Annotated in this window: 18 protein-coding genes; 17 read left to right on the forward strand and 1 reads right to left on the reverse strand. The window is 63.4% G+C overall.

Annotated features, from left to right (window positions below; translation table 11 throughout):
• Positions 1 to 274 precede the first annotated feature (274 nt).
• The 17 genes from E2583_RS01355 to argA all read left to right on the forward strand — a co-directional run bounded on the left by E2583_RS01355 (position 275) and on the right by argA (position 14,902).
• Complete coding sequence (locus E2583_RS01355; RefSeq protein WP_291592469.1) at positions 275 to 865, forward strand: prepilin peptidase; 591 nt, start codon at positions 275 to 277, stop codon at positions 863 to 865.
• A gap of 32 nt (positions 866 to 897) precedes the next feature.
• On the forward strand, positions 898 to 1,743 hold the full coding sequence (gene cpaB / locus E2583_RS01360) for a Flp pilus assembly protein CpaB (protein ID WP_046462064.1): 846 nt from the start codon (positions 898 to 900) through the stop codon (positions 1,741 to 1,743).
• A gap of 66 nt (positions 1,744 to 1,809) precedes the next feature.
• Positions 1,810 to 3,363, forward strand: a complete 1,554-nt coding sequence (locus tag E2583_RS01365; RefSeq protein WP_046462063.1) for a type II and III secretion system protein family protein — start codon at positions 1,810 to 1,812, stop codon at positions 3,361 to 3,363.
• Positions 3,364 to 3,377: 14 nt separating this feature from the next.
• The gene (locus tag E2583_RS01370) at positions 3,378 to 3,695 is read left to right on the forward strand and encodes a hypothetical protein (RefSeq protein ID WP_046462062.1); all 318 of its coding nucleotides are present in this window, start codon (positions 3,378 to 3,380) and stop codon (positions 3,693 to 3,695) included.
• Positions 3,696 to 3,841: 146 nt separating this feature from the next.
• A complete protein-coding gene (locus E2583_RS01375) occupies positions 3,842 to 4,051 on the forward strand; it encodes a Flp family type IVb pilin (RefSeq protein ID WP_046462061.1) in 210 nt (69 codons plus the stop codon).
• A 46-nt stretch (positions 4,052 to 4,097) separates the two neighbouring features.
• Positions 4,098 to 4,295, forward strand: a complete 198-nt coding sequence (locus tag E2583_RS01380; RefSeq protein ID WP_046462060.1) for a Flp family type IVb pilin — start codon at positions 4,098 to 4,100, stop codon at positions 4,293 to 4,295.
• Between the two features lie 99 nt (positions 4,296 to 4,394).
• Complete coding sequence (locus tag E2583_RS01385) at positions 4,395 to 5,654, forward strand: Tad domain-containing protein (RefSeq protein WP_046462059.1); 1,260 nt, start codon at positions 4,395 to 4,397, stop codon at positions 5,652 to 5,654.
• 5 nt (positions 5,655 to 5,659) lie between these two features.
• Entirely contained in the window at positions 5,660 to 6,103 is a 444-nt protein-coding gene (locus E2583_RS01390) for a TadE/TadG family type IV pilus assembly protein (RefSeq protein WP_291592475.1), read from the forward strand.
• Positions 6,100 to 6,549 (forward strand): TadE/TadG family type IV pilus assembly protein, encoded by a 450-nt coding sequence (locus E2583_RS01395; protein ID WP_046462058.1) that lies wholly within the window; start codon positions 6,100 to 6,102, stop codon positions 6,547 to 6,549. The genes E2583_RS01390 and E2583_RS01395 overlap by 4 nt, the downstream gene beginning before the upstream one ends.
• 16 nt (positions 6,550 to 6,565) lie before the next feature.
• The gene (locus E2583_RS01400; protein ID WP_046462057.1) at positions 6,566 to 7,726 is read left to right on the forward strand and encodes an AAA family ATPase; all 1,161 of its coding nucleotides are present in this window, start codon (positions 6,566 to 6,568) and stop codon (positions 7,724 to 7,726) included.
• 29 nt (positions 7,727 to 7,755) lie between these two features.
• Entirely contained in the window at positions 7,756 to 9,177 is a 1,422-nt protein-coding gene (locus E2583_RS01405; RefSeq protein WP_291592476.1) for a CpaF family protein, read from the forward strand.
• A gap of 21 nt (positions 9,178 to 9,198) precedes the next feature.
• Complete coding sequence (locus tag E2583_RS01410) at positions 9,199 to 10,188, forward strand: type II secretion system F family protein (RefSeq protein ID WP_291592478.1); 990 nt, start codon at positions 9,199 to 9,201, stop codon at positions 10,186 to 10,188.
• A gap of 27 nt (positions 10,189 to 10,215) precedes the next feature.
• Complete coding sequence (locus E2583_RS01415; protein WP_046462056.1) at positions 10,216 to 11,127, forward strand: type II secretion system F family protein; 912 nt, start codon at positions 10,216 to 10,218, stop codon at positions 11,125 to 11,127.
• A gap of 57 nt (positions 11,128 to 11,184) precedes the next feature.
• Positions 11,185 to 12,078: a phosphatase PAP2 family protein gene (locus E2583_RS01420; RefSeq protein ID WP_046462055.1), complete on the forward strand. Its 894-nt coding sequence runs from the start codon at positions 11,185 to 11,187 to the stop codon at positions 12,076 to 12,078.
• 45 nt (positions 12,079 to 12,123) lie between these two features.
• The gene (locus tag E2583_RS01425; RefSeq protein ID WP_291592480.1) at positions 12,124 to 12,681 is read left to right on the forward strand and encodes a methyltransferase domain-containing protein; all 558 of its coding nucleotides are present in this window, start codon (positions 12,124 to 12,126) and stop codon (positions 12,679 to 12,681) included.
• A 112-nt stretch (positions 12,682 to 12,793) separates the two neighbouring features.
• On the forward strand, positions 12,794 to 13,252 hold the full coding sequence (locus E2583_RS01430; RefSeq protein WP_046462053.1) for an SRPBCC domain-containing protein: 459 nt from the start codon (positions 12,794 to 12,796) through the stop codon (positions 13,250 to 13,252).
• A 303-nt stretch (positions 13,253 to 13,555) separates the two neighbouring features.
• Entirely contained in the window at positions 13,556 to 14,902 is a 1,347-nt protein-coding gene (argA, locus tag E2583_RS01435; RefSeq protein ID WP_034393853.1) for an amino-acid N-acetyltransferase, read from the forward strand.
• 128 nt (positions 14,903 to 15,030) lie between these two features.
• Here argA and E2583_RS01440 read toward each other — a convergent pair whose 3' ends face one another.
• The gene (locus tag E2583_RS01440; protein ID WP_291592486.1) at positions 15,031 to 15,846 is read right to left on the reverse strand and encodes a helix-turn-helix transcriptional regulator; all 816 of its coding nucleotides are present in this window, start codon (positions 15,844 to 15,846) and stop codon (positions 15,031 to 15,033) included.
• Positions 15,847 to 16,018 lie beyond the last annotated feature (172 nt).

Here is a 16,018-nt window from a genome sequence, read left to right on the forward strand (position 1 = left end):
GCGCCGAGACCACTGCTTACGCAACCTACAAACGCGTCACATTTTCATCTCATGCACATTAGGCAAATTCTTACGAACACAGATATTGATAAACGATTTCTATAGGAATAGCATTTCCACAAAATTAAACAAAAGAATGAATTCGATAGGAAAATTGTATTTGGTCACAGATCGGCAGAGTCAGGCCGGGCCCCGCCAGAAGCGCTGAAAGCAACAGACAGCGCGACATCCGGGGCTGCGACAGGACTGGCGGACACAGAACTGGAGATTCACCATGACAGCTTCCGAACTCAGCGCAGCATCCGAGCTGGTGGCCGGCCTGTTCACCGAGCCGCGCTCACTCCTGTTGCTGCTGCTTCTGGCGGCCGCCAGTCTCAGCGACCTGCGCACAAGGCGCATCCCCAATCGCCTGACTTTCGGGGGCATCGCCCTGGCTCTGCTCTACGGTCTGCTGGCCCCCCACCCCCACCATGGTGGCTTTCTCTGGGCGCTGGGTGGCATGGCGCTGGGTCTGGCGCTGATGCTGCCGCTCTATCTGCTGCATGCCATGGGAGCCGGTGACGTCAAGCTGATGGCCATGGTGGGCAGCTTCATCGGACCCGAAGCCGCATGGCAGGCCGTGATCTTTGTCTTCATCACCGGGGGTCTGGCGGCCATGGTCTATGCGCTCCGGCACCGCCTGGCCGGCAAGCTGCTGCGCAACTCTGCCGAGGCCGTGCAACTGCTCTATATCAACGTAGCGGCCGGGATACGTCCCGATGCACGCTCCAGCTCGGCGCACTCGGTAGGCAAGCTGCCTTACGGCGTCAGCATCGCCCTGGGAACCCTGGCGTTCCTGGTCGCTCGCCAGTTCACCTGGGTCTAGCCACTTACACAACGGCATAGCGGGAGCCTCCCATGAAAAACCTCAAAGCTCTGGGTCTGTTTGTCCTTGCCGCACTGGCCAGTCTGGCGGCTGCGGTCTACGCGGCCAGCTGGGTCGCCCAGCGCGGCAGTCTGGACGCCGACAAGGTCGTCGTCGCAGCCACCGATATCCCGCTGGGCGGCAAGATCATGCCGAACATGCTGAACACGGTGGACTGGCCACGGGGCTCCGTTCCCGATGGCGCTTTCCATGACATGCAGCAGCTGCAGGATCGCGTGGTCAAGGTCGGCGTGCTGCGCGGCGAGGCGGTGCTTGAGGGCAAGCTCGCTCCGGTCGGTACCAAGGGCGGACTGGCAGCCGTCATCGCTCCGGGCAAGCGGGCCATGACGGTACGCGTCAACGATGTGGTCGGTGTTGCTGGCTTCGCCCTTCCCGGCAACTACGTGGATGTGGTGGTCAATGCCCAGCAGGAGCAGGCCGGCAAGATGGAGGACTCGCGCCAGATCAGCAAGACGGTGCTCGAGAACGTGCTGGTCCTGGCCGTGGCCCAGGAAGCCGACCGCGACGAAACCAAACCCAAGGTGGTGAGCGCCGTCACGCTGGAGCTGAGCCCAGAGGATGCCGAGAAGCTCGATCTGGCGCGCAGCGTGGGCAATCTTTCCCTGGTGCTGCGCAATCAGATCGACAAGGACCCGACCAGCACCGTCGGGATCACCAAGCACCAGCTGTTTGGAACCCCGGACCCGGTGCCTGCCCCCGTCAAGGTCGCAGCGCCTGCCAAACCCGTGATGCAGCGAGCCAGGCCCATACCCCAGGCTTCGACAGCCACCTGTGTCGAAGTGATCCAGGGCGGCACTCGAACGCTCAACTGCTTCTGATCTTCTACCTGCAACCACTCAGTGAGGTCGGCCGTGCAACACCATCACCTATATCTGGCAGCTAGCATGCTGCTCGCCAGCTCAGCACCTGTGCTGGCACAGTCCGGGGGCGCTCCTGCCCAGCCCGGCCCGGTGGCCGCAGCCGCTGCGGCAGCCCCCCGCACCACCCTGCCTGCCAGGAACTGCACCGCCATCCATACCGAGGACCCGACGACGGTCACCCTGGGCAAATCCGTGGTCATTCCGCTGAACTCGCCCATGGCGCGCATCCTGGTGAGCGGCCAGACACCGGGAGCCGGCCAGCCCGCTTCGGGCCAGCCACCGATGCAGGTACAGAACGGGATGGGCGATATCGAAGTGCAGCTGCTCAGCCCGCGCGACCTGTTCTTCCGCGGCCGCAAGTCAGGCTCCATGAACGTCATCCTGCAAAACGCCCAGGGCGCCTGCTTCATCAAGGACGTGATCGTCACCATGGACCCGGGACCGCTGCAGGCAAAGCTCAGCGAGCTCATGCCCGAGGAGCGCAGCATCCGCGTCCAGGGCGCCGACAATGCCTTGGTCCTGAGCGGAGAAATCAGCAATCCGCTGCGCCTGGACGATGTGGTGACGCTGGCCGGTGCCTACAGCGACAACAAGAAGATCGTCAACCTGCTGCGCACCACCTCGCCTCACCAGGTAATGCTGGAAGTGAAGATTGCCGAAGTCAGCAAGACCCTGCTCGACAAGCTGGGCTCCAGCCTCAGCGGCCAGCGCATCACCAGCAACGGCCAGAACAGCTACTCCATCCTCTCCAACTTTCTGAGTGGCGGCGGAGGCCTGCTGAACGCCATGCGCATCGGCAGGGGCTCGATCACCATCGATGGTCAGAAGGATGACGGCCTGGTGCGCATCCTGGCCGAGCCCAACATCATGGCCATCAGTGGCCAGCAAGCCAGTTTTCTCTCTGGCGGCAAGATCTTCATTCCGGTCGCTCAGACCAACACCACCGGCGTGCCAGTCATGACGCTGCAGGAAAAGGAGTTCGGCATCGGCGTCAAGTTCACGCCGACCGTGCTCGGCAACTCGCGCGTCAACCTCAAGCTGGTGTCCGAGGTGTCGGATCTGTCGCAGACCGGCTCTCCGTTCACGACCATCAACGGCATCACCTCCGTCATCCCTTCGCTCACGGTGCGGCGCGCGGACACCACGGTGCAACTCAATGACGGACAAAGCCTGGTCATTGCGGGCCTCATCAAGAACAACATCACCGAAGCCATCAAGCGCTTTCCGGGACTCGGCGAAATACCCGTGCTGGGTGCGCTGGCCCGCAGCACCGAGTTCCAGACCGACCAGACCGAGCTGATGTTCGTCATCACGCCGCGACTGGTACAGGCACTCGCCGAAGCACCCAGAGTGCCCACCGACAACCACGTGGTGCCTTCGCGCGCCGAGGTCTATCTCAACGGCGCACTGGAGAGCTCCAAGCCCGCCCCCGCAGGCAAGACGGCTCCCGCACCCGCCATGCCTGAAGGCCCAGCGGCATCGATGCCGGCACCCGCCGCAGCGCCCCTGGAACAGCAGCCGCAGGCACCGGCCGAACCCTCGATCGACCGTCCCGCACCCCAGAACCCGCCCACCTGAACCGGAGGCAAGCCATGACCAAACCCAGCTACCTGTTTCCCGTGGCACTCGCCGCCCTGCTGGCAGGGTGCGGCAGCACCACCCCGAACTACGACGCCCGCTTTGGCGAAGCCGTGCGCAGCGCACGCCTGCAGATGACCATAGACCCGCAAGCCGGCAAGACGGCCGGAGTCGGGGTGGACGCAGCGACCGGCATGGACGGGCGCACCACGCACCACAGCATGGAGAGGTACGAACAGAGCTACAAGAGCCCGCCCCAGGCTGTCAACGTCATCAATATCGGCGGCTCGCTGACCAGCAACAACTCCGGCAACAGCGGCGGCACGCCCTGATCGCACCGCCAGACACGGTTTTTCACCATCCTGCAAATCGAGTCCGAAAGGAGCCCTGATCGCACACCGGCCTTGCACGCCAGCCGTCGGCCCACCCGCCGACCTTTCGAAACGGTCTTCCATCCATTCACTCTGTGAGGTTCATCATGTCCCATATCGCTCAACAATTTGGCCATTCCCTGCTGTCTTTTGCCCGTGACGATGAAGGTGCACAAGTCGTCGAGTACGCACTGATCATCGCGGTGGTCTCCATTGCGCTGGTCGTCGCCCTCAAGGCGCTGACCTCCTCGGGTGGCGGCTTCAGCTCGTTCATCACCCGCGTCACGAACTGCCTGACAACCTCGACCTGCTCTTGAGCCGGCTCCAGGCAGTCATGGACATACCGCCTTAAAGGAGAAAGCCATGTACTCCATCAACCCATCGGGCCTGCGTCTGCAGCACCTGCTCAGGGACGACGAAGGTGCGCAGGTCGTCGAGTACGCGCTCATCATTGCCGTGGTGTCCATCGCTCTGGTCGTGGCGATTCAGGGCCTGGCCGGCGGCAAGTTTGCGGACTTCGTCACGCGAGTCACCAACTGCCTGACGGGCACCTGCACCTAGCCGCGCCGTCGACGGAGGTCGGCACGACAGCCCCGCTGCCGTGCCGACCGCCTCCGGGCCGCCTTCATTCACCGGTTCTGCAGCCTATGAGAGTCCATCATGAGCACCCGCATTCTTGCCCCGACCCTGGTGCGGCCTGCCAGAAGCCGCAGCCGGCAGCATTCACGGCGCCAGCAGCATGGGGCCATCATCGTCACGGCAGCGCTGGCTCTCCTGTTGCTGCTGGGGTTCATGGGTATCGCGCTGGATTTCGGACGCCTGTTCATCGTCAGGACGGAGCTGCAGACGGCGCTTGACAGCTGCGCGCTGGCCGCAGCGCGCGAGCTCAACAAGCAACCGGATGCCATCAGCCGCGCCGCGAGCGCAGGAGCGGCTGCCGGCAACCTCAATGGTGTGAACCTTCAGTCGGCCAATTGGAGGGGGCAGGGCCAGATCACCGCCGCTGACATCAGCTTCCGCGATGCCAGCTATCTGAGCACCACCAGCGCAACCGCTGCCGTCTATGCGCAGTGCACGCACACCCAATCCAATATCGGCCTGTGGCTGCTGAAGGCTCTGGGGGCCTTCTCCGGCAACAACGCCGGTTTTCCGGGCACCGCCAGTGTCGGCAGCTTTGCCGTGGCGACAAGAGCCAGCGCGCAAAGTGCCTGTCCGATTCCGGTCGCCCTCCAGGCCAAGACCCCGGGAGCCAGCAAACCCGACTACGGCTATGCCCCTGGCGAATGGCTCACCCTGCTGGCCAAGTCGAACGGCGGCAGCACCTTCGGATGGGCCAATCTGGACGGCTCCAACAGTGCCTCCGAGACCACCAATGAGCTCAACGGCCGCTGCGGCAGCAAGCTGGGCGACACCCTGGGCACACCCGGCGTACAGGCTTCCATCGTCGAAGTCTGGAACTACAGGTTCGGCATCTACAAGAACTCCAGCGGCCCCAGCGAGGGGCGGCCCGACTACACCGGCTACATCTACAACACCAGCACCTGGAGCGCCGGCCGCAACGCCTACAACGGCAGCTCGGGCAGCACACCCAACTTTCTCGCCCAGCGCCTGACGTTCACGCCCTGCGGCAACAACCCCTCGCAGTGCGGTCAGCAAGGCGGCGGCTTTTCGTCGGTGGCAACCTCGGCCCAGCACAAGGCCTATGGCGCGGACCGACGCATCGTGACAGTGCCCATTGTCGATGCCGGCCGCAAGGTGGTCGATTTCGCCTGCATGCTCATGCTCGAGCCCATGTCGATCCCGGTGGACGACGTCAAGCTCGAGTACCTGGGCAATGCCAGTGCCTCGGGCAGCCCCTGCACCACCAGCGGACTCGCGGGCGGCACCGCCGGCCCCCTGGTCCCCGTCCTCGTGAGGTGAACGCCATGCGCAAGCACCACAGACAACAAGGGGTGGAGCTGGTGGAGCTGGCCCTGATCCTGCCTTTCCTGCTCCTGCTGAGCATGCTGGTCGTCGAGTTCGGCCGCGCGCTGTACGAGTACAACACGGTGACCAAGTCGGTACGGGACGCAGTGCGCTATCTCTCGGCCCAGTTGCCCAACACCGGCTGCAGCCAGGCCCAGAACCTGGTGGTGTACGGCCAGACTACTGCGGGCACCACACCGCTGGCCCCCGGTCTGAACACCGCAGCCGTGAGCTGCTCCTGGCAGACCAGCGGAACCTATCCACTGATCAATACCGTCACAGTGACCGTCACCGGATACCGCTTCCGCTCCATGACGGCCAGCGTTTTCGGCCTGCGTCTGGGGGATGCCAACGGTGGCCTGACGCTGAGCAACATTGCCGCCACGATGAGGACACAGACATGAAAGCCCCAAGTCACACCCATCACGAGCGCGGTGCCACCATCGTCGAGTTTGCCCTGGCTCTGCTGGTCTTCCTGATGTTTCTGTTCGGGATCATGGATTTCAGCCGCATGCTGTTCACCTGGGTCGCGGCCAACGAGGCCGCGCGTGCCGGGGCTCGGTATGCCGCGGTCTGCGACGACACCTCCCAGCAGGCCAAGGTGCTCGCGCGCATGCAGGCCCTGCTTCCCCAGGTCAGCAGCATCAATGTCAGCTGGGCTCCCACAGGCTGCACTGCGGCAAGCTGCCAAAGCGTGACCGTCGCCATCACGGGACTGAAATTCCAATGGATCTCGCCCATCGCGGGCCAGGGCCTGCAAGCGGCCATCCCCATGCCCGGCTTCTCCAGCACGCTTCCCCGGGAGGTCATGCGCCAGGACATCAACAGCAGCACGGCCTGCTCAAGCTAACCAGGGGTGCCACACCATGAAAATCGCCATCATCTCTCCCAACACCACCCATCTCCAGGAGATGGCCCGCGTGCTGCAGGCGCAATCGCACCAGGTTCAGACCTTCGAGGGCGGCAAGACGCGCATGCCCTCGATTGCCGAGCAGCACCGTCCCGACCTGATGATCGCCGACGGCATGTGCTGCGATCCGGCAGACCTTGCGCCGGTGGAGCATGTGACCACGCATCAGCCGCACATCGCCGTCATCTTGCTGTGCGCGCAGCAGACGCCCGAGTTTCTGCTTCAGTCCATGCGTGCCGGAGTCCGGGAAGTGCTGACCTCGCCGGCTTCGCATCAGGCGCTGCTGGATGCAGTGCAGCGCATCACCGCCAAACTGCAGCACCACGCGGCAGACCGCCGCCAGGGTCAGGTCATGGCCCTGTTGCCCTGCAAGGGAGGCAGCGGAGCCACCTTCCTGACCAGCAACCTCGGATGGATGCTGGCACGCAGGCACTCGGTCCTGCTCATCGACCTCAACCTTCAGTTCGGCGACACCCTGGCCTATCTGCACGAATCCAAGCCGGTCTCCACCCTGGCCGATGTGGCGCGCGACATCCATCGCCTCGACGCCTCCTTTCTGACAGCCAGCACCGTCAAGGTCACGCCTCAGCTGCATGTGCTTGCGGCCCCCGAAAACGCCATGCATGCCATGGAGGTGGAGCCGCTGCACGTGGATGCCATCCTCCAGCTCGCAGCCGCGCACTACGACTTCGTCCTGATGGACATGGGACGTGTGCTCGATCCGCTGGCACTGCGGGTTCTCGACAGGGCGCAGCTGATCGTGCCGGTGCTGCTGCCGAATGTGCCGGCAGTGCGCAATGCGCAGAAGCTGCTTCACATGTTCCGCGATCTGGGCTATCCCGAAAGCCGGCTGCATCCGGTACTGAACCGCGTCGACCGGCGCAGCGAGATCGGCCTGCCAGAAGTGCGCAAGGCACTGGGCCTGGAGCAGCAATGGCGCAGCATTCCGGATGCCGCACCCGAAGTGCAGGCGACCATCAATGCGGGACTGCCGCTGGCCGAGACCAGCCGCAACAGCCCCGTGGTCCGAGAACTGGGAGCCTGGGCCGACGCGCTGTCGCCCCAGATCCGGGAAGACAGCAACGGCTTCTTGAACCGGCTCTTCCGCCGGGCATGAGCCATCCCTCAGCGCACAAGGAGATCGTCATGTCCCTCAGAGATTTCTTGGCCACGTCAGCGAGCCGCGCCTCCAAGCCGCCGCTGCAGGTTGTTTCGGATACAGCTGACACGCCCGAGGCAACCACCCCGCAAGCCGCTGCGGCTGCGCCGCCTGCTCCCCACTACGGGCACTCTGCGGCCTATCTGACGCTCAGGACGCGCATTCATTCCAAGCTGCTGGAGCGCTTCGATCTGGCGGCGCTGGAGTCGGTGCCCACACCGACCTTGCAGCAGGAGATTGCCGTCATGACCGAACGCCTGCTGGAGGAGGACGCCGCAGTCGTCAACGATCTGGAACGAAGGCTGCTGATCCGCGACATCCAGCACGAAATGCTGGGCTTCGGCCCCCTTGAGCTGCTGATGACCGACCCGGCGATCTCCGACATCCTGGTCAACCGCCACGACCAGATCTATGTGGAGCGCCTGGGTCGGCTGGAACTCACGCCCGTGGTCTTCACGGACGACAAGCATCTGCTGCGCATCATCGACAAGATCGTCTCTCGCATCGGCCGGCGCATCGACGAGTCCAGCCCCATGGTCGATGCCCGCCTGCCCGACGGATCGCGGGTCAATGCCGTCATCCCGCCCGTGGCCCTGGACGGCCCCATGATGTCGATCCGCCGCTTTGCGCGCATTCCGCTTCGCATGGAGAACCTGATCCAGGATCTCAAGAGCCTGACGCCGGGAATGGCCCTGACTCTGGAGGCCCTGGCCAAGGCCAAGGTGAACATGATCATCTCCGGGGGAACGGGCGCCGGCAAGACGACGCTGCTCAACATCCTATCGGGCTACATTCCTGCCGAGGAACGCGTGGTCACCATCGAGGACGCCGCCGAACTGCAGCTACAGCAGCCGCATGTGGTGCGCATGGAAACGCGCCCGCCCAATATCGAAGGACGCGGCGAGATCACCCAGCGTTCGCTGGTGCGCAACGCGCTGCGCATGCGCCCGGACCGCATCATCATCGGTGAAGTCCGGGGCGCCGAGGCTGTGGACATGCTGCAGGCCATGAATACCGGCCACGAAGGCTCTCTGACAACCATCCACGCCAACACTCCGCGCGACTCGCTGGCGCGTCTGGAGAACATGGTCGGCATGGCCGGCCTGAATCTGCCGCACCAGGCCGCGCGCCAGCAGATTGCCTCGGCCATCACGGTGATCGTGCAGGTACTTCGGCTGACGGATGGCAAGCGCAAGATCACCAGCATCCAGGAGATCACCGGGATGGAAGGCGATGTGGTCACCATGCAGGAGATCTTTGCCTTCACCCAGACCGGCGTCGGAGCCGGCGGCGAAGTGCAGGGCTATTTCCATGCCACGGGCGTCAGACCCAAGTTCGCCGACCGGCTCAAAGGCTTCGGCATTGCGCTGCCCGACAGCATCTTCTCTCCAGAGCGCCACTATCAATGAACTCGGCAAAGAGGTGCTGTCATGCTGTCCTTTTTCTCGTCCCACTCGATCCTGGTGATCGTCGCGCTGGTCTTTGCCGCCATGTTGCTGCTGCTCGAAGGCGTCCACCTGGTCTGGAAGCAATACAAGAGTCCGGAGGCAAAGCGGCTTGAACGCCGGCTCAGGGCCCTGTCTGCCGCCGACGACCAAAGCAATCCGACCAAACTCGTCAAGGAGCGCGTGCTCAGCGACTTGCCCAGGATGCAGCGTGTGCTGCAAAGCATGCCGCGAGCCCACCAGCTGGACCGCGTGATCGTCCAGTCGGGACTGGAATGGACAGTTTCCGGCCTGCTGCTGGCCATCGGGATGCTGTTCTTCCTGGGAGCACTGACGGCCAGCATGTTCCACCTGCCCATGGAGCTGGCCTTGCTCGCAGGGGGCGTGCTGGGCGGCCTGCCCTGGATCTACCTGCAGCGCAAACGCAGTCAGCGTCTGGGACAGCTGGAGCGCCAGATCCCCGAGGCGCTGGATCTGATCGCGCGGGCCCTGCGCGCCGGCCACGCTTTTTCGGCCGGCCTGCAGATGGCCGGAGAAGAGCTGTCCGAACCCATCGCCGGCGAGTTCCGCCTGGTGCACGACGAGATCAACTACGGGACATCGCTGCAGCAGGCACTGAACAATCTGGGGGAAAGAATACCGATCACCGATCTGCGCTACTTCATCGTTGCCGTGCTGATACAGCGCGAATCCGGCGGCAACCTCACGGAGATGCTGAGCAATCTGAGCCGCCTGATCCGCGAACGGCTCAAGCTCCACGCCAAGATCCGCGTTCTCTCCTCCGAAGGCCGCATGTCGGCATGGATCCTGGGTCTCATGCCATTTGCCCTGGCGGCCCTGCTCAATGTGGTGAACCCGGAGTTCATGTCCACGCTGTGGACCGATCCCATCGGCATCGTCATATTGCAATGGCTGGCCGGACTCATGGTGATCGGTTTGTTCATGCTGCGGCGCATTGTCCGCATACGGGTATGAGTGCACACGAACTTCAAGGAGTCCGCCATGTTAATCGTCGCCCTGCTCACTTTTCTTGCCGTCATGCTGGCTGCAGGGGCCTTGTTCTTCTGGGTGACGCCCACGGTCACCGAACAGCGCCTGCAAGAGCTCAGCCCGGCCCCTCTGTCCGGCGGCTGGACAGAAACGGCCGTCAAGCTGGTGGGACCGTTCGCGCAGCTGTCCTCTCCCACCGCAGACAATGACGCCAGCCCGCTGCGCCTGCGCTTTCTGAATGCAGGCATTCGCCATGAGAACGCGCCCTTGCTGTATTTCGGCACGAAGACGCTTCTGCCCCTGGTGATGATGTTCCTGGTCTATTCGCTGCTGCTGGCACAGGGTACGACAGACAATCTGCAGCTCCTGCTCTACCCTCTGGTCACCGGTCTTGCGGCCTGCTATGTGCCCAATCTGGTGTTGCGCTGGATGGCTGCGCGCCGCAAACGCGAGATCTTCGAGAACTTCCCCGATGCCGCGGACCTCATGCTGGTCTGCGTGGAAGCCGGAATGGGGCTGGATGCGGCCCTGGGCAAGGTGACGACCGAGATCCGCATCAAGAGCGAAGCCCTGGCCCAGGAGCTTCACTGGACCAATCTGGAGATGCGTGCAGGCAGCACCCGCGAGAAGTCTTTGCGCAACCTGGCCGCCCGCACCGGAGTGGACGAGATTCACGCCTTCACTGCCATGCTGACGCAGGCGGACCGCTTCGGCACCAGCATCGGCGACTCCATCCGCGTGTTCTCCGACGATCTGCGCCACAAGCGTCAGATGCGCGCCGAGGAGCTTGCCGCCAAGATCCCCACCAAGATGCTGCTGCCACTGGTGACGTGCATCTTTCCCGCCATCGTGATGGTGGTGCTGGGCCCGGCCATCATCAGACTGCTGCGCATGGTGCTGCCCATGATCGCGGGCAGCGCCTAGGGCGCCGCGCGCCCCTCGACAAACCTTGGCCGAATGGTTCAAACCGGGGAGTTTGCGATGAACTTGATGCAGGGAACCATCAGTGACCGGCAGCGGATCAGTCCCCGGAAACTCGCGCCCGTTGTCTTCCTGGCGGCCCTGGCGCTGGCAGAAGCCTTATGGCTGCGCGTCCATCCGCTGGTCTTTTCCGGCACCGAGCCGGTGTTCTGGACCACATTGGTTCTTCTGGGCATCAGCTGGATCTACGGATCTTCGGGGCGCAGCCTGGCGTTATCCGAGATGTCTTTCTACGCGGCCCTGTGGATCGTGACGGCACTGATCGGGGCGATACTGACCTATCTCTTCGCAAGCCTGAACCTGCCCCTGCTCGATGCCCGGTTCACCAGACTGGATCAGGCCCTGGGCTTCAACTGGCGCGCCTTCTATGACTTCGTCCAGCAACACCCGCTTCTCAGAGCCCTGCTCACCCTGGCCTATTACAGCGGGCTGCTGCAAGTCTTTTTCTCCATCATCTATCTCTCGCACAGCGGCAGAAGCGACAGAAACGAGGAGCTGTGGTGGGCGTCCTCCATCGCCCTGATGCTGACAGCCTTGCTTTCGGGCCTGCTGCCTGCGGGAGGCACTCTTTTCTTTCACTCCATCGGTCTGGAGAACGCCGTGCACCTTCCTCACTTCATGGCACTCAGGGATGAAAGCCTGCGCGAGTTCGCATTCGGGGATCTGAAAGGCATTGTTACCTTCCCCTCCTATCACACGACCATCGCCTTGCTGCTCATCCACGCCTACCGTCAGCTCGGGCTTTTTCGCGGGGTGCTTGCATTGAACGTCCTGATGCTGATCTCCACTCCCATCAACGGCGGGCACTATCTGGTGGACATGCTCGGCAGCGGCGTTGTTACCGTTATTTCCATCTATCTGACGAGGCGCATTCAATATCTCCTGCAGCAGTGAATTCCAACTCATCCGCACAATGGGCCAGAACAGGGAGAGTTCTGAATGAAAAACAGATCATGCAACTTCATGCTGCTGAACGAAGTGATCCGGTCGCCCCGCGAGATCGGAGCCCTGTGCCCCAGTTCAGAGCGACTGGGCAACACCATGGCCTCTCTGGTGGGGGACGCGGACGAGGGCCTGGTGGTGGAGCTGGGTGCAGGAACGGGTGTCATCACGGAGTCACTGCTGCGCAGCGGCATCGCTCCCGGCAGGCTGGTGATCATTGAAAAGTCCTCCTCGTTCGCCAGCTACCTGTCCGAGCGATTCCCGCAGATCAGCGTTTTTCATGCCGATGCCGGTGACTGGCCGTCGATTCTCGGACGCTCGGCGGTCAAGACCGTTGTCTCCGGCCTGCCACTGCGTTCCCTGCCCCATCAGGCGGTACACAGGATCACCGACACCTGGGCCCGCTCGCTGACCTGCGATGGCCGCGTGATCCAGTTCACCTATTCGCTGTTTGGAGCGTCCGCCTGGCAGAACGCCGGCCTGAAGCGCATCGACCGCGAAACCGTGTGGGGCAATCTGCCACCGGCCAGGGTGGAGGTGTTCTCACGCCCCTGAGCCCGCGCTGCCGCAGCCTGCTGTGCCTGCCGTTCCGAGGGTAACTGCTGCCTGGCTGATGCCGATCTGTCGGTATCGTTGAGACTTCTGATTCCACAAGGAGACCGGGGCCATGGTGGACATCGTTCATAGGATTGGCATCCGAGCGCCTGTCGGCGATGTGATGCAGGCGATCTCGACCGCTGCGGGCATCGCCGGCTGGTGGAGCCGGGAGACGAGCGCCGATGCCGGGTCCGAAGACGCGATCAGGGCGCGCTTCACGAACCAGGCCGGTGAGGTGCTCGGGCAGATAGGCTTCGATCTCGTCGGGCCGGAGGCGGAACACCGTGTGCGCTGGCGCTTCACGCACGGGCCCGAAGAATGGACAGGAACAGAGGCAACGTTCGAGCTGAGCACGCAGGATGGGTACACCATTCTCGTGTTCGGCCACAGGAACTGGAGCGAAACCGTGGAGTTCACCGCGCATTGCAGCATGAAATGGGCCGTCTTCCTGCTCAGTCTCAAAGCGTTTGCAGAGACCGGCAAGGGCAGCCCCTCGCCCGACGACACCAAGATCGACAACTGGAACTAGCGCTCCAGCGCCCACCGGAGCGATGCCCGTAGGCATCTGCGCCCGCCCCATCCTGCCAGCAAGGCCATGCCCGAAGCGTCCTCGCTGGGCTTTCGGCTTGGCTGCGCAAGGCGCTGTCCGGCTGCGGTCCTCATTTTTTGAAAACATCCCGTCAAAAAAGCCACAAACTGTGCGATCAGCGCGCATAAAACCCGGCGGCAATGAGCCCAGGCACGCTAGTAAACGCTACACTTTGCGCCGCAGGCCTGCGTGATCCCCAACGCAGGCCTTTTTTTCCCGCTTTCGAGGTTTTCGCGCACAGCCATGTCCACCGTCTTCAATTTCACCTTTGTTCCCTGGTTCCGGTCCGTGGCTCCCTATATCCACAAGTTCCGACACCAGACCTTTGTGGTGGGTCTGACCGGTGAAGCCATCGATGCGGGCAAGCTCAGCTCCATCGTCCAGGACCTGGCCATGATCCAGGCCATGGGCGTCAAGATCGTGCTGGTGCACGGCTTTCGTCCCCAGGTCAACGAGCAGTTGCGCCTCAAGGGCCAGGAGCCGCGTTATTACAACGGCATGCGTGTCACCGACTCCATTGCGCTGGACTGTGCCCAGGAAGCCGCCGGCCAGCTGCGCTACGAGATCGAGGCCGCCTTCAGCCAGGGACTGCCCAACACGCCGATGGCGGGTGCACGCGTGCGCGTGATTTCGGGCAACTTCCTCACCGCCCGTCCCGTGGGCATCGTCGACGGCGTGGATTTCATGCATTCCGGTCTGGTTCGCAAGGTCGATGTGGAAGGCATTCGCAGCGCGCTGGACTCCGAAGCCATGGTGCTGGTCTCGCCCTTCGGCTTCTCGCCCACGGGCGAGGCCTTCAACCTCAGCATGGAAGAAGTGGCCACCCGCGTGGCCATCGAACTCAAGGCCGACAAGCTGCTGTTCCTGACCGAAGTGCCCGGCGTGCGCATGGACCCCAACGGCCCGGCCGACGAGAACAATCCCATCGATACCGAGCTGCCGCTGGACGCCGCGCGCCGCCTGCTGGCCCAGCTCCCTCCTGCACAGCAGCCGACCGATGTGGGCTTTTATCTGCAGCACTGCGTACGAGCCTGCGAGCATGGCGTGGAGCGCAGCCATATCCTGCCCTTCTCGACCGACGGTGCGCTGCTGCTGGAGATCTATGTGCACGACGGCATCGGCACCATGGTCATCGACGAAAAGCTCGAAGAACTGCGTGAGGCCACGATCGACGATGTGGGCGGCATCATCCAGCTGATCGAACCCTTCGAGCGCGACGGCACGCTGGTCAAGCGCGACCGTACCGAGATCGAACGCGATATCGCCAGTTACACCGTGATCGAACACGATGGCGTGATCTTCGGCTGCGCCGCCCTGCACCCCTACCTGGAGGCGAAGACCGCCGAAATGGCCGCCGTCACCGTCTCTCCCAAGAGTCAGGGCACGGGCGACGGCGAAAAGCTGCTCAAACGCATCGAACAGCGCGCGCGCGCCCTGGGTTGCGAAACCATGTTTGTGCTGACCACACGAACCATGCACTGGTTCATCAAGCGCGGCTTTCAGCCCGTGGAGCCCGAATGGCTGCCGGAAGCCCGCAAGGCCAAGTACAACTGGGGTCGCAAGAGCCAGGTCCTGGTCAAGAAGCTCTGATCGGCCTCGTTCATCGACCATGGCTTCCAGCGCTGGAGGAAAAGCGCCGGAAGCTATTTTCTTGAGAAGGATGCCGGCAAGGCAGCAACCGGCTCCGGAGGATGGGGACCGGGATGCAGCCGGACTGGCTAGCGCAGCGTTGCCCCTCCTGCCGCTGCCGCAAATGCAGACGGCGGGCGGCCGAACTGCTTGCGGAAAGCGGCCGTATAGGCGCTATGGCTTTCATAGCCGCTTTCCAGCGCCACGGCGGTGATGGGCACGCCCCGAAGCAGCGCGGGAATCGACGTCATCAGCCGCAGCTGCTGATACCAGCGGCCCCAGCTCATCCCCGTGCTTCGCAGAAAGCGGCGGTGCAGCGTCTTGGGGGTCAGCGCGTGCTGCCGGGCCAAGGCTTGCGCCGTGACGCGATGTGCCGGTGCATGCAGCACGCCCTCGCAAATGCGTCGCATCAATGCATCTTCCGGCCATGGCAGGTAATACGGCAACGGCGCGAGTGCTCTCAATTCCTCCATCAGCAGATCGCCCAGCAGCAGGTCGCGCGCAGAATGCCGCCCCTGATGGGGCAACCCGACGATCGCTGCCATCAGCTCACGAACCAGGGGCGAGACGTGGATCACGCAGTCCTGAGCCGGCAGCCGTGCCGACCCGGACTGGTCGATGAACAGGCCAAGGGCCCGCACTGCCGTGGTCGCCGTGATCCGGTGCAGCATGCCCGGACGCAGCCACACCGCGGTGGTCGGCGGCACCAGCCATTGGCCGCTGGGGGACTCGACCAGCAACACGCCCTCCGAGGCATAGATGAGATGGCCGCGCGCATGGATGTGCTGCGGCACCATATGGCCAGGTGGATAGCGCTGCTCCACGCCCGTGACAGGCAGTGACGAAGCCTGTGCTGGCTGCAGATCCAGAGCGTGAGCGCCATGTTCTGGAGAGGAAAAGCCCATGGTATGTCCAAATTTCTACAACGAATGAATATTTATCGATAGAAGTCTATACCTGTGCCGACATACAGTCACCGCACTGCCCCCATCAAACACCTTGCCGTGAAACACCGTCACCCGCTTGCGCTATGCCTACTGGCTCTGACTTCAGGTCGGGGTCCGCATGCACGCGCTT

Origin of the sequence: Comamonas sp. (genome assembly GCF_009360615.1) — a bacterium.
Classification (GTDB): Bacteria; Pseudomonadota; Gammaproteobacteria; order Burkholderiales; family Burkholderiaceae_C; genus Comamonas.